Consider the following 25,302-nt stretch of genomic DNA (forward strand, 5'->3'; position numbering starts at 1 on the left):
TCATAAAAGCAGCGGGAGCGCGCCAATGACCGAATTCGATTACGACCTTTTTGTCATTGGTGGCGGATCCGGTGGTGTTCGTGCGGGCCGTCTTGCTGCGGGCATGGGCAAGCGTGTTGCGATTGCAGAGGAATACCGCTTTGGCGGCACCTGCGTCATCCGTGGCTGCGTGCCCAAGAAGCTGTTCGTCTACGCCTCGCAGTTTCCCGAGCATTTCGAGGATGCCGCAGGTTATGGCTGGAGCGTCGGCGAGGCCAAATTCGACTGGCCGACACTGATCGCCAATAAGGACCGCGAGATCGCAAGGCTGGAGGGCCTTTACAGGCTGGGGCTCGAAAAGGCCGGCGCCGAAATCATCGAAAGCCGAGCGGTCCTGCTGGACCGGCACACAGTGCGCATCGTCAAGGAAGACCGCACCGTCACCGCGCGCACCATCCTGATTGCCACCGGCGGCAGGCCTACCCCGCACCCGGCGCTGCCAGGGCACGAACATGCCATCACTTCCAATGAGGCATTCCACCTTGAAAAGCTGCCGGGTTCGATCGCGATAGCCGGCGGCGGTTACATCGCCGTCGAGTTCGCCAACATATTCCATGGGCTGGGTGTCGAGACGACGCTCGTCTATCGCGGCAAGGAAATTCTCGGCCGTTTCGACATGGACATGCGCCGCGGCGTTCACAAGGCGATGGTGGACAAGGGCATCCGCATCATCTGCCACGCAGTCGCCCACAACATTGGCAAGCGGGCGGATGGAAAGCTGGAGATCGCACTGAGCAACGACGAGACGCTCACCGTCGACCAGCTCATGTTGGCGCTGGGCCGCACGCCCAATACCGAAGGGCTGGGGCTCGAGCAGGCGGGCGTGGAAACCGGCACCGTCGGCGAGATCGTTGTCGACGATTATTCTCGTACGAATGTCGATAACATCTACGCCATCGGCGACGTCACCAATCGCGTGCAGCTGACGCCCGTGGCGATCCACGAGGCGATGTGCTTCATCGATACGGTCTTCCGCGACAAGCCGACGACGCCGGATTTCGATGCCATCGCCACGGCGGTGTTCTCGCAGCCCGAGATCGGCACCGTCGGCCTGTCGGAGGAAGATGCCGCGAAGCGCTTCGACGAGCTGGAAATCTACCGTGCCGAGTTCCGGCCGATGCGGCACACGCTTTCCGGCCGTCAGGAAAAGATGATCATGAAGCTGGTGGTCGATGCGGCGACGCGGCGCGTTGTCGGCGCCCACATCCTCGGCGTCGATGCCGGCGAGATGGCACAGCTTCTGGGCATCGCCGTCAAGGCGCAGCTGACCAAAGACGCTTTCGACGCCACCATGGCCGTGCATCCGACCGCCGCCGAGGAACTGGTGACGATGTATCAGCCCACCTATCGCGTGAAGAACGGCGAGCGCGTCTAGGCTGCCCTGCTGCGACCCAGCGTCATCTCTTCGCCTTGCAGCAGCCATCGGATCAGCGGCGGCCATAGCGTTTCGGCGAAGCGGGAGCGGAAGAAGCCGAGATGGCCGACGCGCCCACCGGCTTCCTGCGGCGAAATCCAGCGCTGCTCGACCGGCGCGTTGGTGTGGCGCGCCATGAAATGATCCACCGCCCGGGGCGTAGCCCATGGATCGTCGGTGAGGCCGATGGCGAGGATGGGACGCCGTACTTCGCCGTAGCGCGCAGTCTCGGGCAAATCCGGATCGTCGAAGAAATAGTTCTTCATCCGGCACCAGCGCGCCCAGTCGCGGAAGCACGAGGAAGGCATCGGCTCGCCGATGCCCATCCAGCGCGGCGTGTCGCGGAAGCAGAGCGAGACCGGCACGCCGACAAGGTTCATCCGCGCCCACGCCCAGCGGTCGTCGAGCAGGCCGAGATAACCCGACATGGTGGCGACCATCGCGTAGCGCGAAAAACGGTCCGAAACGCCGGAAAGGCCGAACGCGTGCCCGCCATGCGACTGACCAACCCCCACCAGCTCGCGGCCAGGATCGACCGCAGCCAGTGTCCGGCACGCGGCAGGAAAATCCCTGAGTGCCCATTCCTTGTAGTCAATGCGCCGCGACCATCCTTCAGGCCGCGGTGACATGCCCGTGCCGCGATAGTCGTATGTCAGTACCGCCCGCGCGCCTTCCTCCATCAGCGCGGTCGCAAAGCGTGCATAGAGGCCTGCGGCACGGCGGTGGCGGATGAGATCAGGACAAGCGGTCCGTCGCCGTCGCCCTGCCACAGCGTGCCGCCCAGCGGAAAGCCGTCCTCCGTGCTGATTGTGACAGGGTTTTTGGTGGCATCCACATGGGCAGGTTCGGACGGCTGGATCACGCGGGCTGGTTTCTGCGACATCGGATCGTTTCCGGTTATGGAGCGGCTCCGGCTGCAAAGCCGAACAATGCATAACCGTAGCATTGACGTTAACGTCAAAATCAACAGAAAATGTTCAAGCCTGAACGGAAATGCCTGTGCTTGCGGCGGGCGTGATAGACAAGCTAGCCTGCGGGTATGAATGACAACTCAGTCGATGCCTCCGAACTTTCCGACAACGCCGTCGTCGCCTATTTCGGCTACGGGTCGCTTGTCTGCCGCACCACCCACCGCACCGATATTCTGGCGGCCGTGCCTGCGCGGCTTAAAGGTTGGCGGCGGCACTGGCGGCCGCGCCCCGACATGCCGGGTTTTCCGGCAGCACTTCTTTCGGTGCGGCAGGATGAGAGTTCCATATGCGATGGACTGCTGGTCTTCGACCGCATGGAGAACCTCGCAGCCGTCGACGCGCGTGAAGCGCGCTACCGGCGCATCGAGATTGTCGACGGCGATCTCGAGCTCCTTGCTCCGGCTCCATATCGATGCCTGACATATGTCTACGTCGCTGAGGAACATCTGCCGCCGCATCCCGAGCCGCCACGCATATTGCGGTCCTATCTCGATGCAGTACTGCTGGGTTTCTTGTCCGAGCATGGCGAAGAAGGGCTGGCGCGTTTCCTGACCGAAACCGAAGGGTTCGAGGTGGGCATCCATGATGACCGAGCTGAGCCGATCTACCCGCGTGCGGTCAGCCTCGACGATGCGCAGCGGCGGCGGTTCGACGGCGTACTTTCAGGTCGCGGCTTGATTGCGGTCGAATCGCAGACGAATGCGGGGTAGAATAAACATTAGCTCTAGTGTAAGGAGCCGCGTTCCCGAAAAACCGGGTTCCCTGCGGGCGTAGGCCGCCCGCGCATGATGTAATGGGTGCGACGATGACGACGAAATGGTCCCCGAATTCCTGGAGAAACAAGCCGATCCAGCAGGTTCCGGCTTATCCGGACGCCGCTGTGCTTGCGGAGACCGAACGGCAGCTCGCCACCTATCCGCCACTGGTTTTTGCAGGTGAGGCGCGCAAGCTGAAGCGCCAGCTCGCAGCCGTCGCCAATGGCGAGGCCTTCCTGATGCAGGGCGGAGACTGCGCCGAAAGCTTCGCCGAGCATGGCGCGGACAACATCCGCGACTTCTTCCGCGTCTTCCTGCAGATGGCCGTGGTGCTGACCTATGGCGGTGCCCAGCCTGTGGTGAAGGTCGGCCGCATCGCCGGCCAGTTCGCCAAGCCGCGCTCGTCCGACAACGAGACCAAGGGCGACGTGACGCTGCCGAGCTACCGCGGCGACATCATCAACGGCATCGAGTTCGATGAGAGTCGCGCATTCCCGATCCCGCGCGGCAGGAGATGGCGTATCGCCAGTCCGCCGCCACGCTGAACCTGCTGCGCGCCTTCGCGCAGGGCGGCTTCGCCAACCTCGAGAACGTGCACAAGTGGATGCTCGGCTTCGTCGCCGACAGCCCGCAGGCTGAACGCTACCAGGCGCTGGCCACGCGCATTTCCGAGACGATCGACTTCATGCGCGCGGTCGGCATCACCGGTGACAGCCATCCGGCGTTGCGCGAGACGGATTTCTACACCAGCCACGAGGCGCTGCTGCTCGGCTACGAGGAAGCGCTGACCCGCATCGACTCGACCTCCGGCGACTGGTACGCGACCTCCGGCCACATGATCTGGATCGGCGACCGCACGCGCCAGCCGGACCATGCGCATATCGAATACTGCCGTGGCATCAAGAACCCGCTCGGCCTCAAATGCGGTCCTTCGCTGACGCCGGACGGGCTGATCGAGCTGATCGACCTTCTGAACCCGGAAAACGAGCCGGGTCGGCTGACGCTGATCGCGCGCTTCGGTGCCGACAAGGTGGGCGACCACCTGCCGAAGCTGGTGCGCGCCGTGCAGAAGGAAGGCCGCAAGGTCGTCTGGTCGTGCGATCCGATGCACGGCAACACCATCACAGCAGCCGGCTACAAGACGCGGCCATTCGACCGCATCCTCAAGGAAGTGCAGAGCTTCTTCGAGGTGCATCGCGCCGAGGGCTCGCATCCGGGCGGCATCCACATCGAGATGACGGGCAAGAACGTCACCGAATGCACCGGTGGCGCGCGCGCCATCCGCGACGAAGAACTGCAGGATCGCTACCACACCCATTGCGACCCGCGCCTCAACGCCGACCAGGCGATCGAGCTGGCTTTCCTGGTGGCGGATTTGCTTAAGCGGAAGAACGCAGGCGAGGCCCCGCGACAGGTCGTCAACGGCTGATCGACCTGCCTTCGTGACAATCGAACGGGCGCCTTTCGGCGCCCGTTTCCGTTTCAGGCTAGGGGGCGAAGACTTCGATCGCCTGGGGTAGCACCTTGAAATGCGCCGGCGTCGAGGTGACGATCTCGCCATCGGCATTCACCGGCATTTCAGTGTCCGTTTCTACATCGAATTCGATGCAACGCGCAGTGCGCACCTCGCTCCATGCACCGTGCGTGCCTGAGCGGAACGAGCGCATCATCAGCGCGAGCTTCCAGACGTTCTTCATTTCGAGGCTGTAGAGGTCGAGATGACCGTCGTCGATGCTGGCAGAGGCCTCGATCACGTTGCCGCCGCCGTAATGGCGGCCGTTGCCGACTGCGATCTGGTACGTGGACGTCTCGATCTGCTGGCCTTTCTCCGTGATGCGGGCAACGAAGCGGTCGGCCTGCCGCATCACCCGAGCGGCGGCGAGCGCGTAGCCGAAACGGCCGAAGCGCCGCTTGAGGGCGGGATCGAGCCCGCGCGCGAGTGCGGCGCTGAGCCCGATGCTGGCAACGTTGAAAAAGGCGTGGCCGTTGACGGTGCCGACGTCGATACGCCGGGTGCGACCGTTAGCGATGACGTCGGCCGCCCGCGCCAGATCGACAGGAATGCTCAACGTGCGGGCAAGGTCATTCGCCGTTCCCATCGGAACGATGCCCAGCGGCAGCCCGCTCTCGACCGCTGCGAGCGCCGCAGACGAGACAGAACCGTCACCGCCACATACGATCACGAGATCGGCGGTTTCGCGCAGGCGCACGATGTCGCGCGCGATTTCGGGCAAGGCGTCGAAGGATTCCACAGTCACCGAAAGTCCACCAGCCTCGAGCCTGCCGGTTACCGGGCCGATGGCCTCGCTACCGCGCCTCGCCTTCGGGTTGACCAGCAGCAGCGCTCTTTTCGTCTTGTCTTGCATGGAGATACGACCATTTGGATTGCGCGTCGCACATAGGCAGATGAAACGAGCATTGCGATGCCGCGCCGGGTGAAAAGCGACGTTCTTCCGTTAATTCTTGGTAATGTTGCACTGCGTGGTGCTGATCGTGTTTCGCTGAAAGAGGCGTCAAAATTCCGCGATGTTCCGTCCGGTGGAGTCATGCGAGATGGGGCGGGAACAACGCAGGGAGGAGATCATGAGCGAAACCCATACAGGCGCGTGCCTTTGCGGCTCCGTGCGATTCACCGCAAGGGGATCGTTGCGCGGCGTCGTCTATTGCCATTGCTCGCAATGCCGCCGCCAGACCGGGCATTATTACGCGGCGACCAACGTGTCGAACGAGAACCTGGAAGTCACCGGCGACGAAAATGTGAGCTGGTATCGTGCATCGGACTTCGCGCAACGCGGCTTCTGCAGGACCTGCGGCTCGGCGCTGTTCTGGAAACGCGACGACGCCGACTATGTCTCCATCATGGCAGGCAGTTTCGATGCGCCGTCCGGCCTAGAGGGCGAGGTCCATATCTTCGTCGGCGACAAGGGCGACTATTACGAAATCACCGACGGGCTGCCACAGAAGAGCTAGATGTCGGCGGGAGACGCGAACGTGAACGAATATTCGGTAGACGTTCGATATTCTTGAACGAAGAGTCGCTGGCATCGCATCTGCCGCCGGAGCGCGCGGAGGCGTATATGATGGGAAAGGAGATTTCCCATGGCTTCGATGCCCACGCTCTTCATCTCTCACGGCGGCCCCGACATCGTCATCAATGACAGTGCAGCCCGCGACTATCTCGAAACGTTGTCGGAACACCTGCCGAGGCCCAGGGCGATCGTGATCGTCTCAGCCCATTTCGAGACTAATGGCGTTGCCGTCGTCACCGATCCGGCGCCGGGAATGATCTATGATTTCGGTGGCTTCGCACCGGAGCTTTATGAGATGGTGTACCCGGCACCGGGCGAGCCGCACCTTGCCGAGCGCGTGTTTGCGATGCTGGGCGAGGCAGGCCTGGAGCCGAGCCGCCTTGCCGAGCGGGGATATGATCACGGCGCATGGACACCGCTCAAGCTCGCGTTTCCGCAGGCCGATATTCCGGTGGTACAGGTTTCCGTCGATCCATCGCGCGACGCCGCATGGCACTATGCGCTCGGCCGCGCATTGGCGCCGCTGCGCGAGGAAGGCGTGCTGCTGATCGGCTCCGGCCACATCACCCACAACCTGCGTGAACTGTTTCCGGTGATGCGCGGCGGCAAGCAGGCCGATCCGGAATTGGCAGCTCATGTAGATGCCTTTGTCGAGTGGTTTGCCGACAAACTGGCGGAAGGTGACCGCGATGCATTGCTAGACTGGAAGGCGCAGGCGCCGTTCGCGCGTGAAAACCACCCGACCGACGAGCATCTGATGCCGATCTTCTTCGCTTATGGTGCCGCGGGCGGGGCGCCCCGCGCAGAGCGCGCCCACGCGTCCCGCCAGCTCGGGTTCTTCGCCTACGATTCCTACCTGTTCCATTGATGGCAGGCTGTTCGCCGGGCATCGCTTTGGCTATGAGAAGCCGAAAGCGACAATTCAAGAACCGGCCTGCCGATGGAAAGACTGATCAACGCGACGAAGAATTCGGCCCGGGCCTGGGGGTCCTCATCCGCCATGAGGCCGCCTTCCGCCTCGAAACGATCCTTCTCGGCGTTGCCTTGCCGGTTGCTTATGTGATCGCAACGACTTGGCGCGGCTTCGCGCTGTTGATCGGAGTGATCCTGCTGGTGATGGTCGTTGAAGTGCTCAACACGGCCGTTGAAGCTGCCTGCGATGCCTTTTCGCGTGAATTCAACACCGACATCCGGCTTGCCAAGGACTGCGGCTCGCTGGCGGTCGCGCTGTCACTCGTCATCGCCGGGGGTGTCTGGCTGCTGGCTTTCTGGGAGTGGATCGCAGGCGCGCCAGTCTGAGGTCTACCGCTTGCCGCGTCTGGAGAAATGATGCGCGGCAAAACCGGCGGCAACGGTCGTGACAAGCCCGATGCCCAATGCGGCGAGCAATCGCTGATGATTTGCGAGTTCCCTTCCGACTAACTGTTCCACGCCCGCACCGAACAGGTAGCCTGCGCCAAGAAACAGGATCGCCCAAACCGCTGACGAAAGTGCGTTCACGGCAGCGAACTTGCCGGCGGGCATGGCGGACAGTCCTGCGGCGATGCCGCCGACCAGGCGAAAACCGTAGGCATAGCGGTTGAGCATCACATAAGTGACCGGCCGTCTGGCGATGAGGTCGAGCGCACGGCCAAAGCCGGGGCGCGCTGCCTGTCGTTTCACAAACCCGTAGGTGCCGAACCGTCTGCCGGCGACGAAAAACAACGTGTCGCCGAGGAACGCGCCGGCAAAGGTCGCGAGAAACGCCCCCAAGGCCGGAAACACGTGCTGATGCGCGAAGAATCCTGCGAGCACGGCAGCACTTTCACCCTCTGCGACGCACCCAAGGAAGACGGCAAGCAAGCCATATTTCTCGATCAGCAGATGGATCGTCTCGGTCATTCGGCGGTTTTCCGGCCCGTCATCAGCGTCTCAAGCCTCTCCAGCCTTTCGGCGATTGCCCGGACTTCCGAATGCATGGCGACGATTTCGCTCTGCCGCAGGGCATCCATCTTTTCGTGCAGCGCCATGATCTCGATCTCGGCCTTGAGGTTGACCTCATAGTCATGTGCCGCGTCGAGCCGGTCTCGCTCGGTCTGCCGGTTCTGCGACATCATGATGACGGGAGCCTGGATGGCGGCAAGCATGGAAAGCACGAGGTTGAGAAAGATGAACGGGTAGGGATCGAACGCGTCACGCGTGAGCAACCACGTGTTGGCAAGCGTCCAGACAAGCAGGAAGGCCAGAAAGCTCAGGATGAAGCTCCATGAACCGCCGATCCGTGCGATCGCGTCTGCCAGTCTCTCGCCGAAGCCGGCATGGTCGGCAATATGCCGGTTCTGGTCTCTGGCAAGCGGGCGCCGGGCCGCGGTGCTTTGAAGAACACGGTGTTCGGCGTCGCCGAGCTTTTTGCCCGGGAACCAGCGTGACGCGAGTTCCTCGACTGTCTTTGCCATGCCCATTCTCCTGCTTGGCTGGAACGTTCCGGTGAAGCATGATCGCAACGATTCAGGGAGGCCGCCATGCTTTCATTCAAATCTATCCGCGCCCGCGCGGCAGACCGCAAGGGCGGTGATGAGGTGCTGGATTCTCTGCTGGGGCCGGTGCCAGACAATGCGGCACTCGCGGCCGTGCCGGACGACCGCATCCTGTCCACCATGGCCAACCGCGTCTTCTCGGCCGGTTTCGTCTGGTCGGTGATCGAGCAGAAATGGCCGGGCTTCGAGGAGGCGTTCCTCGGCTTTGAGCCGAAGCCGCTTCTGTTTCAGCCGGACGATTTCTGGCACGATCTGGCGAGTGACAAGCGCATCGTGCGCAACCCGCAGAAGATCAAATCGGTTCGCGACAACGCAGCCTTCGTCGACCGCGTTTCGCGCGAGCACAGCGGGTTCGGCAAGTTCCTGGCTGATTGGCCCGCCGACGACCAGGTCGGGCTGACGGCGTATTTCGGCAAGCACGGCAGCCGACTTGGTGGCAATACAGGGCAATACCTGCTGCGCTGGCTGGGTTGGGATACGTTCATCATCTCCAGCGACATGGCCGCTGCCATGCGCGATGCCGGGCTGGAGATCGCCGAAAGCCCGACTTCCAAGAAGGACCTCGCAGCCATTCAGGCGCAGATGAATGCCTGGGCTGCGGAAACCGGCCTGCCGCGCGCCCACATCTCGCGCACTCTTTCAATGTCGATCGGGCCCAATCGATCGGTGGAAGAGTTGCGCGGCTATGTCAGCGACTAGGCTGCCCCTGCGCCATTGCGATGCGGCAACCGCCGCGCTACAGGCTTTTGCATGAACAGCAAAGCTCCAGACATCATTCGCATCGCCGTTGCGCAGCTCAATCCGGTTGTCGGCGACGTTGCCGGCAACCTCGCCAAGGCCCGCGAGGCGAGGGCGGATGCAGCCCGCCATGGCGCGGACCTCGTCTTCTTTACCGAGCTCTTCATCGCCGGCTATCCGCCGGAGGACCTGGTTTTGAAGCCGGCCTTCGTGGCCGCCTGCGAACGTGCTGTCGCGGAATTCGCTCAGGATACTGCCGATGGCGGGCCGGGCGTCATCATCGGCACGCCGCTGCGTCGCGACAGCGGCCTGCACAACGCCGTCATGGTGCTGGACGGCGGCAAGGTCGTTGCCGAACGCTACAAGCTTGACCTGCCCAACTACGGCGAATTCGACGAGAAGCGGGTGTTCCAGGCCGGCCCTGACGTGCCCGGTCCGGTCAATTTCCGCGGTATCCGGCTCGGCATTCCGATCTGCGAGGACATCTGGGGCGATCTCGGCGTCTGCGAGACGCTGGCCGAAAGCGGCGCGGAGATGCTGCTGGTGCCGAACGGCTCGCCCTATTATCGCGGCAAGGTCGATATTCGCCATCAGGTCGTGCTGAAGCAGGTCATCGAGACCGGCCTGCCGCTGCTCTACGCGGCACAGCTCGGCGGGCAGGACGAACTCGTCTTCGACGGTGCAAGCTTCGCCTTCAACGCCGACAAGTCGCTGGCCTTCCAGATGAGCCAGTTCGAGGAAGCGGTCGTCGTCACGACCTGGAAGCGGGAAGCAGACGGTTGGCGCTGCACCGACGGCCCGATGTCGAAGATCCCGGAAAAGGAGGAGGCCGATTACCGCGCCTGCCTGCTGGGCTTCCGCGACTATGTGAACAAGAACGGCTTCAAGAACGTCGTGCTCGGCCTTTCGGGCGGCATCGACTCGGCGATCTGCGCGGCGATCGCCGTCGATGCGCTCGGCGAGGAGCGGGTGCGCTGCGTGATGATGCCGTATCGCTATACCTCGAAGGATTCGCTGAAAGACGCCGAGGATTGCGCGCGCGCACTCGGCACCCGCTACGACATCGTGCCGATCTTCGAGCCGGTCGATGGCTTCTCCAACGCGCTCGGGCAGATGTTCGAGGGCACCAAGGAGGGCATCACCGAGGAGAACCTGCAGAGCCGCGCGCGCGGCACGATCCTGATGGCGATCTCCAACAAGTTCGGTTCGATGGTCGTCACCACCGGCAACAAGTCTGAGATGTCGGTCGGCTACGCCACGCTTTACGGCGACATGAATGGCGGCTTCAACCCGATCAAGGACCTCTACAAGATGCAGGTCTATGCACTTGCCCGCTGGCGTAACGGCAACGTGCCGCCCGGCGCGCTTGGTCCCTCGGGCGAGGTGATCCCGCAGAACATCATCGACAAGGCGCCCTCGGCCGAGCTCCGGCCGGACCAGACCGACCAGGACTCGCTGCCGCCGTATCCCGTCCTGGACGACATTCTGGAATGCCTCGTCGAAGGCGAGATGGGGGTCGACGAGATCGTCGGGCGCGGACACGACCGCGAGACCGTGCATCGCATCGAACATCTGCTCTACATCGCCGAGTACAAGCGCAGGCAGGCCGCCCCGGGCGTGAAGATCACCAAGAAGAACTTCGGCCGCGACCGCCGTTATCCGATTACCAACCGGTTCAGGGATCGCAGCTGAGCATCACAGGGCGGCGCCGTCTTCAGCTTGCGCCATTGCCGTTCTCCACGATTTCCCGCTGATCGTAGACGTGGTCGACGAGCCCCCATTCCTTGGCTTCCTGCGCCGTGAAGAAAAAGTCGCGGTCGAGCACGCGTTCGACCTCGGCTTCGGTCTGGTTGCAATGCTGCGCATAGAGGCTCGTCATGCGGCGCTTGAGCTTCAGGATGTCCTCGGCATGGCGTTCGATGTCCGAGGCCTGGCCGCGAAACCCGCCGAGGGGCTGGTGGAGGACGACACTGGCGTTGGGCAGGGCGATGCGCCGGCCCGGCGCGCCCGATGCGAGCAGGAATGACGCCATCGATCCGGCTGTGCCCATGCAAAGCGTCGAAACCGGGCTCGTGATGAAACGCATCGTGTCGTAGATCGCAAAGCCGCTCGTCACCACGCCGCCCGGCGAGTTGATGTAGAATGAGATTTCCCGCTTGGGGTTCTCCGACTCCAGAAACAGAAGCTGCGCGCAGATCAACGAAGCGGATGCGTCGTTGACTTCGCCATTGAGGAACACGATCCGCTCGCGCAGCAACCGTGAGAAGATGTCGAAGGAGCGTTCGCCGCGCGGCGACTGCTCGACGACCATGGGGACGAGATTCATCGTTTCGCGCATCGCGCGATCCTCCTTGTTGGGATGTGAAAGGTTTTGAAGCTGCCGTCAGGCGGCCATGGCCGTTGGCGGACGGTTGGAGTTGACTGCCACCGGTATCGCGCGTTCGGCCACGCTATGCGTCAGGCGAAAACGGGTGCGGCCGTCGGGAGCGGGCGAGAGGTCGATGGTGACGACCGTATCGGGCTCGCTCGCGGTCGCGTCGTGCCATGCGTAGCGCACGCGGTTGCAGGGTTCCGCCTCGATGAGGGCGTAGCTGCGCTCGCCGGCGGCGTTTTCGCCAGTGCGATCGGTTTCCAGCCATTGCGCGGCAAGCTCCGGCACGGTGAGCGCCCGCCAGACCTTTTCAGGTGCGGCATCGAGCTCGCAGTCAACCATCACCTCCTCGGTGCTGTCTGGGTCGTCCGAAAAACCGTCGGTCATTGATCCATTTCCTTGAGGAGTGTCTTGAGCCTTTCGACGCGCGTCGGCCAGAAGGCGCGATAGCGGGCGAGCCAGTCGAAAAGCGGCGTGAGGCCATCAGGGTTGACGCTGTAGTTTACGTGACGGCCGGCGCGGATCTCGTTGACGAGGCCGGCACCACGCAAAACGGCGACGTGCTGCGAGATGGCGGGTTGCGAGATCGCCAAGCCCTCGCGCAGCTCGGTCGCGTTCTTCTCACCGGCAAGAAGTCGCTCGAAGACCGCGCGACGGGTCGGATCGGCAAGGGCGCGAAAGATGTCAGATCGTTCATGGATTGAGATAAGCACAGGCTTATCTTTCAGGCAAGCGTCGCTTTGGCCCCCAGGAGAGATGGTCAGTGCCATTGCGGGTCGGCGCGAGCCGGATAGAGTGCGCGGCATTCCAAACGCAGGGCCCCGCATGCCCCGGCGGGGTCGGCAAAAGAGCGGCTTTAGACCCCATGAATTTCCTTGCCTTTATCCGCAATAACGCGCGCTGGCTCGCCGGCGGCTTCCTGCTGACCTTCTTTTCGTCCTACGGGCAGACGTTTTTCATTTCTTTGTCGTCGGGCCATATCCGTACCGAGTACGGGCTGAGCCATGGCCAGTTCGGCACGGTCTATATGGTGGCGACGCTCGCCAGCGCCGCGACCCTGACCTATCTCGGCCAGATCGTGGACAAGCGCTCACCGCGCGCCGTGACCTTCATCATCGTTCCGATACTCGCCTTTGCCTGCGTGCTGATGGCATTCTCGCACCATATCGTGCTGCTGCTGCTCGCCATCTATCTGCTGCGCCTGTTCGGGCAGGGCATGATGAGCCAGAACGCGTTCACCGCCATCGGGCGCTGGTTCGTCGCGCAAAGGGGCAGGGCGACCTCGCTGACGGCGATCGGCGTCAATGCCGGCGAGGCATCCTTTCCGCTGCTGTTCGTGTTGGTGGCGGGCGCGCTGGGCTGGCGCAACGCCTGGCTTGCCGGCGCGGTCACACTGCTGGTGGTCGCGCTGCCGCTGATTTCCTGGCTGGTCGCGAAGGACCGCACGCCGCAGGCATCCGACCCCGCCGCACCTGTCGCTGCGGCGCGCGACTGGAGCCGTGCGGAGGTGCTGCGCGACCCGCTGTTCTACATGGCGATGGCCGGTGTGCTCGCACCGGGCTTCATCGGCACCACGGTTTTCTTCCACCAGATCTATCTCGTCGAGCTGCGCGGCTGGTCGCTGGAAGCCTTCGCAGCCTCCTTCGCGTTCATGGCGGCGACCGTGGTGGTGTTCTCGCTGGTGGCGGGCCAACTGGTCGACCGCTATTCGGCAAAGGCGATGCTGCCGACTTTCCTGATACCACTCGGTCTCGCGTGCCTTGTCCTGGGCTTCGTCGAAGCGCAATGGGCGGCTTTCGTATTCATGGGTCTGATGGGCATCAGCTACGGCTTCACCAACACGGTCTTCGGCGCGCTATGGCCGGAGATTTACGGCGTGCGCTACCTCGGTGCGATTCGGGCGGTGACAATGGCACTCGGCGTGTTTGCCACGGCGCTGGGGCCGGGCCTGACGGGCTACCTGATCGACGCGGGTGTTAGCTTTCCGGCCCAGGTCGTCGTGATGGGGGTCTACTGCTTCGCCGCTTGCGTGATGCTTGTCGGCGTGTCGCGCAGGCTGTTCGCGCGCGATTTGCCGGCTACCGCCTGACCCAACGGAATCCGCTCAACTGGACTTGGCAGGAACAACTTCCGCGATTATAAGCGCGATCCTTGCCATCCCTGAGGAGGTTCGAATGCCAGCATTCTCTTCTACGTCCCAGGGCAGCGCCATGATCGCGGGTCGCAGCGCCTAGGTTCGATTTCGAACCTGTACTGACCCCGGCCTTTCAAGGCGGCTGCCACCGGTTTCCGTTCCGCTCGTGCGGATCAGGGGACCGTGTCCGGCACCGTCACTCCGCGACGGCAAGACCGTCGCCGGCGCCGAACTTTTTCTGATTTCATATTCCGGGACCGGAGTGCTTCGCGGCCTCCGGCGATTGACATGACCTTTTCCCAAGTCGCGGCGCGGCAATGCCTTCCGTCGCGTATTCAAGTTCACCGGCGCCCACTGGCGCCACCAGCCGGTCAGGCTGACGTTGATCATCGTTGCCGTGCTGGCTTCGACGGCGGCCGACGTTCTGACGCCGCTCTATTCGGGTCGTCTCGTCGACGCGGTCGCGCGCGGCGCGGCAACCGACGAGCTTGCCTGGAACGCGGCGATCGCCGCGTTCTCGATGCTGATCGCGCTCTCAACGATGGCGATCGCGCTGCGCCACTTCGTGTTCCAGGCGATCGTCGGGCTGACGTTGCGGATGATGTCGGACATTTCCGCCGACGCGTTCGCACGTGTGCAGCGGTTTTCGACCGACTGGCACGCCAACAGCTTCGCCGGGTCGACCGTACGTAAGGTCACGCGCGGCATGTGGGCGCTGGACCTGCTGAACGACACGATCCTGGTGGCGCTGCTGCCTTCGACGGTGATGCTGCTGGGCTCGACGCTGCTGCTCGGCTGGTACTGGCCGATGATGGGTGTCATCGTGGGCACGGGGTCGCTGATCTACATCGCGATCACCGTTTCGCTGTCGCTGTGGTATGTCGCGCCCGCCGCAAGCCTTGCCAATGCGTGGGACACGCGGCTGGGCGGTGCGCTGGCCGATGCGGTCTCGTGCAACGCGGTGGTGAAGGCTTTCGGCGCCGAACAGCGCGAGGATGCGCGGCTGGCCAAGGTCGTCGACAAGTGGCGCCACCGGACCCATCGCACGTGGACGCGCGGAACCGTCAACGGAACGACGCAGGGCGTGACGATGCTGTTCCTGCGCGCGGCCGTCATCGGCTTCGCCATCGTGCTGTGGAGCGAGGGCAGGGCGAGCGCGGGCGATATCGCCTTCGTGCTGACCTCGTTCTTCGTGCTGCAGGGCTACCTGCGCGATGTCGGCATGCATGTGCGCAATGTTCAGCGTTCGGTCAACGATATGGAGGAGCTGGTCGACATCCACGCCCAGCCCGTCACCGTTGCCGACCTGCCTGGCGCGCCGCCGATCGTCATCGAGGAAGGCCGCATCGCCTTCGAGAACGTGACGTTCCACTATGGCGGGCATATCGAGCCGCTCTACCGCGATTTCTCGCTGGAGATCCGCGCGGGCGAGCGGGTCGGCCTCGTCGGCCATTCGGGTTCGGGCAAGACGACCTTCGTCAAGTTCATCCAGAGGCTGCATGACGTCACCGGTGGCCGGATCGTGATCGACGGGCAGGACATATCGGCGGTCCAGCAGGCATCTCTGCGTGCGCAGATCGCCATCGTCCAGCAGGAGCCGATCCTGTTCCACCGGTCGCTGGCGGAGAACATCGCCTATGCGCGGCCGGGTGCGAGCCAGGCGGAGATCGAGCGGGCGGCGAAGCTTGCCAGCGCGCACGATTTCATCGAACGGCTGCCGAAGGGCTATGCGACGCTCGTCGGCGAGCGCGGCATCAAGCTCTCGGGCGGCGAGCGCCAGCGCGTGGCGATTGCCCGTGCGTTCCTGGCCGACGCGCCGATCCTGATCCTGGACGAGGCCACGTCGAGCCTCGATCGGAATCGGAGGTGCTGATCCAGCAGGCGATGGAGCGACTAATGGTCGGCCGCACGACGCTCGTGATCGCCCACCGGCTTTCGACCGTGCGCGCACTCGACCGCCTGCTGGTGTTCGACAAGGGCGAGGTGATCGAGGAGGGCGACCACGTCTCGCTGATCCGGCTCGAGGGCGGCATCTACCGCCGCCTGTTCGAGCGTCAGGCGCTCGAACTGACGAAGGGCTTCGTCTAGACCATACCGTCTCCCGCCCGCGCAACCGGGCGGGAGACGGCGATGCGCCTTGCCAACGCCATGGGCTTCGGCTACCCGCAGGCGATGACAGTCACCGTTCGTTTCGCGCCGTCGCCGACCGGCCATATCCATATCGGCAATGCCCGGACCGCGCTGTTCAACTGGCTGTTCGCCAGGCAGCGCGGCGGCCGCTTCATCCTGCGCTTCGACGATACCGACACAGCGCGATCCCGGCAGGAATATGCCGACCAGATCCAGACGGACCTGCACTGGCTCGAATCCGCCCCGACGTGACGGCGCACCAGTCGGCACGCTTCGATACCTATGCGGCAGCCGTCGAAAGGCTGAAGGCCGCTGGGTTGCTCTATCCTTGCTGGGAGACTTCGGAGGAACTGGAGCGGCGGCGCAAGATCAGGCTCTCGCGTCGGCTGCCGCCGGTCTATGGCCGCGAGGCGCTGAAGCTCGATGAAGCCGACAGGAAGGCGTTCGAGGAAGAGGGCCGCAAGCCCCACTGGCGCTTCCTGCTGCCCAATTTCACGAACGATCCGTTTTCGCCGCAGCGCACTGAGGTGCATTGGGACGACGTGGTGCGCGGCCCGCAGACGGTCGACCTCGCGTCGATGTCAGATCCCGTGCTGGTGCGCGAGGATGGAACCTATCTTTACACCCTGCCGTCCGTCGTCGACGACATCGACCTCGGCGTCAGCCACGTCATCCGCGGCGACGACCATGTCACCAATACCGGGGCGCAGATCGCGCTGTTCCGGGCGCTTGGTGCGCAGCCGCCAGCATTCGGCCATCACAATCTGCTGACGACCTCTTCAGGTGAAGGGCTTTCCAAGCGCAGCGGGGCGCTGTCGATCAAGAGTCTCGCTGAAGACGGCATCGAGCCGATGGCGGTCGCCTCGCTCGCGGTTCTGATCGGCACGTCGGAAAGCGTGTCGGCGGCGCGCTCGATGGATGAGCTTGCCGAACGCTTCGACCCTGCGGCGACGTCCAAGTCGGCCGCGAAGTTCGATCCGGCCGAACTCGTGACGCTGAACAAGGTGCTGATCCATGCCATGCCGTTCGAGGAGGCCCGCGACAGGCTGGCGCAGCACGGCATCTCCGGCGCACTCGCCGAGCCGTTCTGGCTTGCGTTGCGCGGCAATCTCGAAAAGCTGTCTGATGCCGAGGTGTGGTGGAAGATCGTGCAGGAGGGACCGCAGGAGCGGCCTGAACCGACGCTGGAAGACGCCGAATTCCTCGCGATCGCCTTCGACAATCTGCCGCCGGAACCTTGGGACCGGATGACCTGGAAAATCTGGACCGACCGCCTGAAGGAAATAACTGGGCGCAAGGGCAGGGCGCTGTTCATGCCTTTGCGGCTGGCGCTTACCGGGCGGGAGCAGGGTCCGGAACTCGCAGATCTATTGCCTCTTCTGGGTCGGGAAGGAACCTTGGCCCGACGACCCTGACGGCACGGTCGTCGTCTTCGGTGCCGGCTGTCGAAGGCCTGGGCCGGCGCGGCGGGGTCGCCAGCCGTTTCAGCGCCGCGGCGTCCAACCCGCCCTCGCGTGAGGAAAGCGTCTCGGGATCCTCGGCCGCATCGGGCCTTTCCAAAGGCATGGGGATTGCCTGCTGCTGGGCGGGCTCCTGTTCCGGCAAACCGGAGCCATGATCGCCACCGATGATTTCGAAGCCGCGCCGGGCAGTTGCCGATGCCGACGATGATGTCGTGCAGGAACATCCGGGAGCGGTCGCGGTGTTGCGTTCGCGATAGCGGAACGCGTTCGGCATCTGGCTGTAGGGAGTGCCGGTCACCGCAGAAATCATATCCTTCGGCTCCTCGCCGGACGAGCGGTGATAGTGAAGCTCGACCTGTGTGCCGGGGCACATGGCTGCGCATGCGTTCTGGTCGCGCGCAAAGGCGGATTGTGGGACGGACCAAGAGACCGGGAAGAAATAGCCGTCGCAGGTGCGTACGCAGAGCGTGCGGAACTGGCCGGAGAGATTGCCGACGCGCAGGCCCGTGCGGTTGTCCACCGCGGCCTGATCCTGCGGCGCAGGGTCAGACTTCTTTGCGCGGCATCCATTGGCATCGAGCGCAGCGGTGATGCGGGCGCTCGCGCCGTGTATCGCCACCACCGCCCATGCGCTGGCGTGTCCGGTTCAGCTCGGCAAGGTTGCGCTCCATGCGATCGAGCGTGGCGTTGAGGTTGCCGCAGAACGAAACCGCGGCACCAGACATGAACCGTCCGCAGCCAGCCTGACGGCCCTGGTCGCGCGCCTGTCGTATCTGCTCCTGCTGGCGCGCTATGGCCGCGTCGTAGCGCCGCGCTTTTCCACCACCGCCGGATGAAAGACTGGAGAGCTGTCCTTCGAGCTGACGGCACACGCGCGTGCTCGCCTCTGCCGGCAGCAGCGCCAAGGCCAGCATGATCGCGGCAACGGCGAAAGCGCACCCAAAGATGCGCTTAAATCCGCCTGAAGCACCGCCCGTCATCATGGGCGGTACCTTACTGGAGGCGGGTTAACCTTCTGTTTAGGCTGTCGCCGTCTCCGCTTTGGAACTTGCCTCGACGATTGCCAACGCAGTCATGTTCACGACGCCGCGCGAAGTGACCGACGGCGTGAGGATGTGCGCCGGCCGTGCTGTGCCGAGCAATATCGGCCCGACATGCAGCGCATCCATCATCGTCTTCACCGTGGTAAGCGCGATATTGGCCGCATCGAGGCTCGGGAAGACCAGCAGATTGGCTTCGTCCTTCAGTGACGAATGCGGATAGACGCGCTGGCGCAGCACCGCCGAGAGGGCCGAATCGCCATGCATCTCTCCGTCTGCCTCGAGGTCAGGCGCGGTCTTTCTCAGGATAGCCGCCGCTTCGCGCATTTTCAGTGCGCTCGCTGAGTCGCGTGAGCCGAAATTCGAGTGGGACAGCAGCGCGGCCTTCGGTGTGAGCCCGAACCGGCGGATTTCTTCCGATGCAAGGATCGTCATCTCGGCGATCTCCTGCGCGGAGGGATCGACGGAGACGTAGGTGTCGGTGAAGAAGGTGACACCGCGCTGCGAGATCAGCATCGAGAGCGCCGACAGGTCGCGCACATCCGCCCGCCGGCCGATGATGAGGTCGACATTGCGCAGGTGACGCTCGAACCGGCCTTCAAGGCCGCAGATCATTGCGTCCGCCTCGTCGCGCATCATGGAAAGCGCGGCGATCACCGTATTGTTGGTGCGCACCATGGTGCGCGCCGCTTCCTGGGTCACGCCACGGCGACCGCCGAGTCGGATCAGCAGGTCGACATAGTCGCGGTAGCGCGGATCGTCTTCCGGATTGACGATCTCGAAATCGGTGCCGGGCCTGATCTTGAGGCCGTAACGCCGCAGGCGCACGTCGATGACATGCGGCCGGCCGATCAGGATCGGCTTGGCGATGCCTTCCTCCAACACCACTTGCGCGGCCCGCAGCACGCGCTCGTCCTCGCCATCGGCATAGACGACTCGCTTCGAGGTCGCGGCTCGCGCTGCCGAAAAGACCGGCTTCATGACGAGGCCGGACCGGAACACGAAGCGCGTCAGCCGGTCGATATAGACGGTCATGTCCTCGATGGGGCGGGTGGCGACGCCGGTCTTGCAGGCCGCTTCCGCGACGGCCGGCGCTATGCGCAGGATCAGGCGCGGATCGAACGGCGAGGGGATCAGGAAATCTGGCCCGAAGATCGGGGTCTCGCCGGAATAGGCGCGCGCCGCGACGTCTGACGGCTCCTCACGGGCAAGTCCTGCAATGGCGCGCACGGCGGCCATCTTCATTTCCTCGTTGATCGCGGTCGCGCCGACATCGAGCGCACCCCGGAAGATGTAGGGGAAGCACAGCACGTTGTTGACCTGGTTCGGGAAATCCGAACGGCCGGTGCAGATCATCGCGTCGGGTCGCGCCTCGCGCGCAACCTCCGGCATGATTTCGGGAACGGGGTTTGCCAGCGCCAGGATCAGCGGCTTTTCCGCCATCTCCTTCAGCAGTTCCGGCTTGAGCACACCCGCCGCCGAAAGCCCCAGGAACACGTCGGCGCCGCCGATCACATCGGCAAGCTCCCGCGCCGGCGTGTCCTTGACATACGGGTCCTTCCACCGGTCCATCTCGTCGACGCGACCCTTGTAGGCGACGCCGAACCGGTCCGTGACCCAGATGTTTTCGTGCTTCGCGCCCAGCGAGACCAGCAGGTTGAGGCAGGCAAGGGCGGCAGCGCCCGCGCCCGAGGTCACGATTTTTGCGTCCTCTATCGACTTGCCTGCCAGCTCCAGCCCGTTGAGCACGGCTGCGGCAACGATGATCGCCGTTCCATGCTGGTCGTCGTGGAAGACCGGGATCTTCATCCGCGCCTTGAGTTGCTCTTCCACCTCGAAGCATTCGGGCGCCTTGATGTCCTCGAGATTGACGCCGCCGAAGGTGGGTTCGAGCGCGGCCACGGTCTCGACCATGCGCTCGATCTCGGGCGCGTCCATTTCGATGTCGAACACGTCGATGCCGGCGAACTTCTTGAACAGCACCGCCTTGCCTTCCATCACCGGCTTGGAGGCGAGCGCGCCGATGTTGCCGAGACCCAGCACGGCGGTGCCGTTGGAAATCACCGCGACGAGGTTGGCGCGCGCCGTGTAGTGGGCGGCGGTCGACGGATCGTCGCGGATGGCGAGGCAGGGTGCGGCGACGCCAGGAGAATAGGCCAACGCAAGGTCGCGCTGGTTTCCCAGCGGCTTGGTGGCCTGAATCTCCAGCTTACCCGGTGCCGGATAGCGGTGGTAAAACAGGGCGCTTTCGTCGAGATCGGAAGGCGCTTTCGCGGGATCCGGCGCGTTCATGTTGGCATCGCCTCCTGTGTCGTCGCGTCAGCGCGCGACGACGGTCTGTTTCTGTTCGCCAAGCCCGGCAACGCCGAGATGCATGGTGTCGCCTGCCTTCAGGAAGCGCGGCGGCTTCATCCCGAGGCCGACGCCGGGAGGCGTGCCGGTGGTGATGACGTCGCCCGGCTCCAGCACCATGAACTGCGACAGGTAGGACACGATGTGCGCCACGCCGAAGATCATCGTCTTCGTGCTGCCGGTCTGGCAGCGCTCGCCGTTGACATCAAGGAACATGTCGAGGTTCTGTGGATCGGCGATCTCGTCGCGGGTGGCGATCCACGGTCCGAGCGGCCCGAATGTGGGCGCGCTCTTGCCCTTCATCCACTGTCCGCCGCGCTCGGCCTGGTATTCGCGCTCCGAAACGTCGTTGCAGAGCGCGTAGCCGAGAACGTAGTCGAGCGCGTCCTTTTCCTCGACATAGTCGGCGCGCTTGCCGATCACGATCGCAAGCTCGACCTCCCAGTCGAGTTTCTGGGAGCCGCGTGGCATCAGCACGTCGTCATTGGGGCCGCAGAGGCTGTTTGGCGCCTTGGAAAACACGATCGGCTCGGAAGGGATCGCAGCACCCGTTTCGGCGGCGTGGTCCGCGTAGTTGAGCCCAATCGCGATGAAGTGACCAATGCGGGAGACCGGCGAGCCGATACGGACGCCCTCGGGCGCGGCCGGCAGAGAGCCCAGATCGGCCGAGGCGAGCTTGTCGAGAAGTTCGGGCGAGAGGGTCTCGGGGCCGTAGTCGCCAACGATCGACGAAACGTCGCGGATGGTGCCGGCAGCATCGATGAGACCTGGCTTTTCGTTGCCCTTGTCGCCAAAACGAATGAGTTTCAATGGATTATCCTCTTCACTTCGATAAATAGGGAAAGTCGATCAGAAGGCGCTTGGATAGTTGCCGCCGTCAAGGATCAGGCTCTGGCCGGTGATGTAGCCGGCATGCACCGAGCACAGGAATGCGCAGGCCTGGCCGAATTCCTCCGGCGTGCCAAGCCGGCCGGCCGGAATGTCGGCGGCCTGGCGGCTGGCCTGTTCCTCGAAGCTGGTTCCGGCCTTCTTGGCGGCGAATTCGATGCTGCCGCGGATGCGGTCTGTGTCGAACTTGCCGGGCAGGATGTGGTTGATGGTGACGTTCTTCGCCGCGACGGTGCGGGCGACGCCGGCGAGAAACGCGGTCAGGCCCGCCCGCGCACCGGACGACAGGTCGAGCCCCGGGATCGGCTGGTAGACCGACAGCGACGTGATGTTGACGATGCGGCCGAACCCGCGCTCGGCCATGCCGTCGATGACGGCCTGGATAAGCTCGATCGGCGTGATCATGTTGTTGGTCACGCCGTCCATCATCGCCTGATGCGTCAACTCGCGGAAATCGCGAAAGGGCGGGCCGCCATTGTTGTTGACCAGGATGTCCGGGCTTGGGCAGGCCGCCAGCAGCGCCGCGCGCACCTTCTGGTCGGCGACGTCGCCGGCAATCTCGATCACGTCGACGCCGTACTTTTCCCTGATATCGCTGGCTGTTGCCGCCAGCACCGCGCTGTCGCGACCGTTGACGACGACGTCGCAGCCGGCTTCCGCCAGTGCCATCGCGCACCCGCGCCCCAGGCCGCGGCTGGACGCGCACACGATTGCCTTGTTTCCGCGAAGTCCAAGATCCATGCGCTCCTCCCATTCAATACGGCCGGCAACCGGGCCGGGCACCATTCCGTCTAGCCCCGCGCGGCATGATGCACAACCGTCATCATGCCATGCCATGAAGGGATCGGCCGATGCGCACGGGGTGCGTTTCGCGCCACGCCACACAAACGCCGGCAACGCGCCAAAGTACCGACCGCCTGCCATGCAGATATCCGCAGCCATGAAACACGATCATCCACGGAATCAGGGCTGCATGGAAATCGAGATGGACTGGTCGAACACTACCGGCTGCCGCACGCATGCTGCCGAAGCGGGCAGGGCACTTTTGCCGGCCGGCATGCGGCATGCGGTGAGGATGGGCACCGTCGATGTACCTTATCTCGGAACGCAACAGTCCAAGGCCAATGCGGCTGAACGCTACGCAAGACGCGCCGGGATTTTTCGCTGACTCAGTATCGGGGATGGAGCACGGGTGCTAACCTGCCTGCACTCCCAGCCGGATTCTTCTCCGCATATGTCGCTGCCGCCCCTTACGCCGGACCAGTCGGTCAAGCCGCCTCGCTTCGAATTGCGCCTGTCGCTGCTCTACGCGGCCATTTTCCTGCCGATGGGCATCCACCTGCCATATTTCCCGCTCTGGCTGGAACATGTCGGCTTCGGCGCAAGGGAGATCGGCATCGTGCTGGCCGCACCGATGTTCCTGCGGGTCGTCACCACCCTGTTGATCACGGCGTCGGCCGACCGCGCACGCGATCGGGCGAATGTGTTGCTGGTGCTTTCGGTTTCAACGCTCGTGCTGTCGTTCGGCTATTTCCTGCCGCCCGGCTATCTGTTGATCCTGGGTGTCTCACTGGCGCTGGCCGTCGTGTGGACCCCGCATGCGCCGATAGCCGATCGCTGGCGCTTTCGGGTGTGCGGCGCTTCGGCAGCGACTATTCGAGGATGCGCATCTGGGGTTCGACGGCGTTTCTGGTCGCGAACTTTGGTGGAGGCTTCCTGCTGTCGTTCACCGGCATCGGCGCCGTGCCTCTGTTGATTTCCGTCGGGATGGCGACGGTGGTCGCCGCCTCGCTGGTCGTGCCTCGGCTCGGCCGTCCGCGCAAGGCATCGCCACTGTCCGCCACCGAGTTGCAGGAGGGCGCGCCGTCTTTGCTGAGGCCGGCCTTTCTCTATTTCGTCGGCGGGTGCGGGCTGGTGGTGGCCAGCCACGGCTTTCTCTACGCGTTCAGCTCGATCTACTGGCAGTCGCTCGGCATCAGCGGCGGCGTCATCGGGCTCCTTTGGTCGTGGAGCGTCGTCGCGGAAGTCGGCATGTTCGCGATCTTCACGCGATTGTTCGGCCGCACCCCGGCATGGCGGCTGGTGGCTCTGGCAGGTTTGGCCGCTTTCTTGCGGTGGGTCGCGTTCCCGCTGATCTGGCCGGCGGGCTTGGGGATTGCCGGCTTCTTCGCGGTGCAGACGCTGCATGCGCTGTCGACCGGCCTGATCCTGATCGGCCTGCAGAAGATGATCGCCGAGACCGTGCCCGAGGATCGCACCGGCGCGGCGCAGGGCATCGCCTTCTTCGCCAACGGTGTCTCAATGGCGGCGGTGACGCTCGGGTCCGGCCAGCTCTATGCGGCGCTAGGCGTGAACGGCTTCTATGTGATGGCGGTCATCGCGCTGGCGGCAGTCGGTCTCGTGCTGCGCGGCAGCCGGCTAACCCCATAAAGCGGGCTCCGGCGGCGCTACTTGCGACCCATCATAGGCGAGAGGCGTTTCCCGGTCGCGCGCCAGCAGCAGCGGACCGTCCAGATCGACGAAGTCGGCATCTTGAGCCACCAGCAGTGCCGGCGCCATCGCCAGCGACGTGCCGACCATGCAGCCCACCATGACGCCGAAACCCAATTCACGCGCGCGGTCGCGCAACTCCAGCGCGGCGGTGAGACCACCGGTCTTATCCAGCTTGATGTTCACCGCGTCATAGAGGCCGAGAAGCTCTTCGAGGTTTTCGGCGGTGTGGACGCTCTCGTCGGCGCAGATCGGCACGGGATGTGGAATGCGGCGAAGGATCTCGTCCTGCCCGGCTGGCAGTGGCTGTTCGATCAGCGCTATGCGATGCCGCGCCGCCGTCAGCATATGCTTGACGATGTCGGTCTCGCTCCACCCCTCATTGGCGTCGAGAATGATCCGACTGCGCGGCGCGGCCTCCGCAACCGCTGCGATCCGCGAAGTGTCGTCGGAGGTTCCGACCTTGACCTTGAGCAGCGACCGATGCGCGTGTTCACGCGCCTGGGCCGCCATCGCATCCGGCTCGCCGAGCGAAATCGTGTAGGCCGTCGTCAGGGCTTCGGGAGCGGTTGCGCTGAGACGCTCATGCGCACGTTTGCCATCGGATTTTGCCTCGAGGTCCCACAGGGCGCAATCGATCGCGTTGCGCGCGGCTCCCGCTTTCATCTTCGCCTTGAGTTCCTCGCGCGACATGCCGTCCGCGATCGCGCCGCGCATTGCTTCGATCTGGCCGAGCACACTTTCGATCGTTTCGCCGTAACGTGCATAGGGAACGCATTCGCCGCGCCCGGCGTTATTCCCCTCGCGGATCGTGCAGGTCACGACCGCGGCTTCAGTCTTGGATCCGCGCGAGATGGTGAATGCGGCCGCCAGGGGGAATCGCTCGGCTTCGACAAAAAGGTCACGCTTCATGAAAGAACTCCGTTTGCAGCCGGTTAGGAACCGTCACGCAAAGTGACAGGGCCGGTTCGA

At 64.0% G+C, this 25,302-nt stretch carries 21 protein-coding genes and 5 pseudogenes; 13 read left to right on the forward strand and 13 right to left on the reverse strand.

The window, feature by feature from the left end; all coding sequences use genetic code 11:
- The first annotated feature begins 25 nt into the window (after nucleotides 1-25).
- Entirely contained in the window at nucleotides 26-1,414 is a 1,389-nt protein-coding gene (gene gor / locus HK436_RS15700; protein WP_173191252.1) for a glutathione-disulfide reductase, read from the forward strand.
- Here gor and HK436_RS15705 read toward each other — a convergent pair.
- A pseudogene (locus HK436_RS15705) lies at nucleotides 1,411-2,336 on the reverse strand (alpha/beta hydrolase family protein). The gene gor and the pseudogene HK436_RS15705 sit on opposite strands and share 4 nt — an antisense overlap.
- A gap of 156 nt (nucleotides 2,337-2,492) precedes the next feature.
- Between HK436_RS15705 and HK436_RS15715 the strand changes: the two are divergent.
- Complete coding sequence (locus HK436_RS15715) at nucleotides 2,493-3,134, forward strand: gamma-glutamylcyclotransferase family protein (protein ID WP_173191258.1); 642 nt, start codon at nucleotides 2,493-2,495, stop codon at nucleotides 3,132-3,134.
- A 95-nt stretch (nucleotides 3,135-3,229) separates the two neighbouring features.
- A pseudogene (locus tag HK436_RS15720) lies at nucleotides 3,230-4,608 on the forward strand (class II 3-deoxy-7-phosphoheptulonate synthase).
- A 58-nt stretch (nucleotides 4,609-4,666) separates the two neighbouring features.
- On the opposite strand, the gene HK436_RS15725 reads toward HK436_RS15720, so the two are convergent.
- Nucleotides 4,667-5,545: a lipid kinase gene (locus tag HK436_RS15725; RefSeq protein ID WP_173191260.1), complete on the reverse strand. Its 879-nt coding sequence runs from the start codon at nucleotides 5,543-5,545 to the stop codon at nucleotides 4,667-4,669.
- 217 nt (nucleotides 5,546-5,762) lie between these two features.
- On the opposite strand from HK436_RS15725, the gene HK436_RS15730 reads away from it, so the two are divergent.
- The 3 genes from HK436_RS15730 to HK436_RS15740 all read left to right on the forward strand — a co-directional run bounded on the left by HK436_RS15730 (nucleotide 5,763) and on the right by HK436_RS15740 (nucleotide 7,507).
- The gene (locus tag HK436_RS15730; protein WP_173191262.1) at nucleotides 5,763-6,149 is read left to right on the forward strand and encodes a GFA family protein; all 387 of its coding nucleotides are present in this window, start codon (nucleotides 5,763-5,765) and stop codon (nucleotides 6,147-6,149) included.
- Nucleotides 6,150-6,278: 129 nt separating this feature from the next.
- Nucleotides 6,279-7,076 (forward strand): DODA-type extradiol aromatic ring-opening family dioxygenase, encoded by a 798-nt coding sequence (locus tag HK436_RS15735; RefSeq protein ID WP_173191264.1) that lies wholly within the window; start codon nucleotides 6,279-6,281, stop codon nucleotides 7,074-7,076.
- 32 nt (nucleotides 7,077-7,108) lie between these two features.
- Complete coding sequence (locus tag HK436_RS15740) at nucleotides 7,109-7,507, forward strand: diacylglycerol kinase (RefSeq protein ID WP_312860614.1); 399 nt, start codon at nucleotides 7,109-7,111, stop codon at nucleotides 7,505-7,507.
- 3 nt (nucleotides 7,508-7,510) lie between these two features.
- Here the strand turns inward: HK436_RS15740 and HK436_RS15745 are convergent, their stop codons facing one another.
- Both HK436_RS15745 and HK436_RS15750 read right to left on the reverse strand, forming a co-directional pair.
- Nucleotides 7,511-8,089 (reverse strand): DedA family protein, encoded by a 579-nt coding sequence (locus tag HK436_RS15745; protein ID WP_173191266.1) that lies wholly within the window; start codon nucleotides 8,087-8,089, stop codon nucleotides 7,511-7,513.
- Nucleotides 8,086-8,643, reverse strand: a complete 558-nt coding sequence (locus HK436_RS15750) for a DUF1003 domain-containing protein (RefSeq protein WP_173191268.1) — start codon at nucleotides 8,641-8,643, stop codon at nucleotides 8,086-8,088. The genes HK436_RS15745 and HK436_RS15750 overlap by 4 nt, the downstream gene beginning before the upstream one ends.
- 66 nt (nucleotides 8,644-8,709) lie before the next feature.
- Between HK436_RS15750 and HK436_RS15755 the strand changes: the two genes are divergently transcribed.
- Nucleotides 8,710-9,423, forward strand: coding sequence for a DNA-3-methyladenine glycosylase I (locus HK436_RS15755; RefSeq protein WP_173191270.1), 714 nt, complete (start codon nucleotides 8,710-8,712; stop codon nucleotides 9,421-9,423).
- Nucleotides 9,424-9,474: 51 nt separating this feature from the next.
- A complete protein-coding gene (locus tag HK436_RS15760; protein ID WP_173191272.1) occupies nucleotides 9,475-11,154 on the forward strand; it encodes an NAD+ synthase in 1,680 nt (559 codons plus the stop codon).
- Between the two features lie 22 nt (nucleotides 11,155-11,176).
- Here the strand turns inward: HK436_RS15760 and HK436_RS15765 are convergent, their stop codons facing one another.
- From HK436_RS15765 to HK436_RS15775, 3 genes are read right to left on the reverse strand one after another with little or no spacing between them, the layout of a single operon-like run.
- Entirely contained in the window at nucleotides 11,177-11,800 is a 624-nt protein-coding gene (locus HK436_RS15765) for an ATP-dependent Clp protease proteolytic subunit (RefSeq protein WP_173191274.1), read from the reverse strand.
- 45 nt (nucleotides 11,801-11,845) lie between these two features.
- Complete coding sequence (locus HK436_RS15770; protein ID WP_173191277.1) at nucleotides 11,846-12,220, reverse strand: SRPBCC family protein; 375 nt, start codon at nucleotides 12,218-12,220, stop codon at nucleotides 11,846-11,848.
- Complete coding sequence (locus tag HK436_RS15775) at nucleotides 12,217-12,546, reverse strand: ArsR/SmtB family transcription factor (protein WP_312860615.1); 330 nt, start codon at nucleotides 12,544-12,546, stop codon at nucleotides 12,217-12,219. The genes HK436_RS15770 and HK436_RS15775 overlap by 4 nt, the downstream gene beginning before the upstream one ends.
- Before the next feature lie 152 nt (nucleotides 12,547-12,698).
- Between HK436_RS15775 and HK436_RS15780 the strand changes: the two genes are divergently transcribed.
- The 3 genes and pseudogenes from HK436_RS15780 to gltX all read left to right on the forward strand — a co-directional run bounded on the left by HK436_RS15780 (nucleotide 12,699) and on the right by gltX (nucleotide 17,512).
- Complete coding sequence (locus HK436_RS15780; protein ID WP_173191281.1) at nucleotides 12,699-13,922, forward strand: MFS transporter; 1,224 nt, start codon at nucleotides 12,699-12,701, stop codon at nucleotides 13,920-13,922.
- 433 nt (nucleotides 13,923-14,355) lie between these two features.
- A pseudogene (locus HK436_RS15785) lies at nucleotides 14,356-16,055 on the forward strand (ABC transporter ATP-binding protein).
- Between the two features lie 84 nt (nucleotides 16,056-16,139).
- Nucleotides 16,140-17,512: pseudogene (gene gltX, locus HK436_RS15790) on the forward strand (glutamate--tRNA ligase).
- On the opposite strand, the gene HK436_RS15795 reads toward gltX, so the two are convergent.
- Genes HK436_RS15795 through HK436_RS15815 form a run of 5 tightly spaced genes read right to left on the reverse strand, consistent with a single transcriptional unit; the run spans nucleotide 17,430 to nucleotide 22,581 of the window.
- Nucleotides 17,430-18,080 (reverse strand): DUF2865 domain-containing protein, encoded by a 651-nt coding sequence (locus HK436_RS15795; protein ID WP_173191283.1) that lies wholly within the window; start codon nucleotides 18,078-18,080, stop codon nucleotides 17,430-17,432. The pseudogene gltX and the gene HK436_RS15795 sit on opposite strands and share 83 nt — an antisense overlap.
- 25 nt (nucleotides 18,081-18,105) lie before the next feature.
- Nucleotides 18,106-18,543, reverse strand: a complete 438-nt coding sequence (locus HK436_RS15800; RefSeq protein WP_173191285.1) for a hypothetical protein — start codon at nucleotides 18,541-18,543, stop codon at nucleotides 18,106-18,108.
- Nucleotides 18,544-18,579: 36 nt separating this feature from the next.
- Nucleotides 18,580-20,892: an NADP-dependent malic enzyme gene (locus tag HK436_RS15805; protein WP_173191287.1), complete on the reverse strand. Its 2,313-nt coding sequence runs from the start codon at nucleotides 20,890-20,892 to the stop codon at nucleotides 18,580-18,582.
- Nucleotides 20,893-20,919: 27 nt separating this feature from the next.
- Nucleotides 20,920-21,762 (reverse strand): fumarylacetoacetate hydrolase family protein, encoded by an 843-nt coding sequence (locus tag HK436_RS15810; protein ID WP_173191289.1) that lies wholly within the window; start codon nucleotides 21,760-21,762, stop codon nucleotides 20,920-20,922.
- 39 nt (nucleotides 21,763-21,801) lie between these two features.
- Nucleotides 21,802-22,581: an SDR family oxidoreductase gene (locus HK436_RS15815; RefSeq protein ID WP_173191291.1), complete on the reverse strand. Its 780-nt coding sequence runs from the start codon at nucleotides 22,579-22,581 to the stop codon at nucleotides 21,802-21,804.
- A gap of 232 nt (nucleotides 22,582-22,813) precedes the next feature.
- Here HK436_RS15815 and HK436_RS15820 point away from each other — a divergent pair, with 232 nt between their 5' ends.
- Both HK436_RS15820 and HK436_RS15825 read left to right on the forward strand, forming a co-directional pair.
- Nucleotides 22,814-23,008: a hypothetical protein gene (locus tag HK436_RS15820; protein ID WP_173191293.1), complete on the forward strand. Its 195-nt coding sequence runs from the start codon at nucleotides 22,814-22,816 to the stop codon at nucleotides 23,006-23,008.
- Between the two features lie 159 nt (nucleotides 23,009-23,167).
- Nucleotides 23,168-24,270: pseudogene (locus HK436_RS15825) on the forward strand (MFS transporter).
- Here the strand turns inward: HK436_RS15825 and dgcA are convergent.
- Nucleotides 24,259-25,242 carry an N-acetyl-D-Glu racemase DgcA gene (dgcA, locus tag HK436_RS15830; RefSeq protein WP_173191295.1) on the reverse strand — a complete coding sequence of 328 codons (984 nt, stop codon included), beginning with the start codon at nucleotides 25,240-25,242 and terminating at the stop codon, nucleotides 24,259-24,261. The pseudogene HK436_RS15825 and the gene dgcA sit on opposite strands and share 12 nt — an antisense overlap.
- Between the last annotated feature and the right edge of the window lie 60 nt (nucleotides 25,243-25,302).

The sequence above is a fragment of the Neoaquamicrobium sediminum genome (assembly GCF_013240295.1).
GTDB lineage: Bacteria > Pseudomonadota > Alphaproteobacteria > Rhizobiales > Rhizobiaceae > Aerobium > Aerobium sediminum.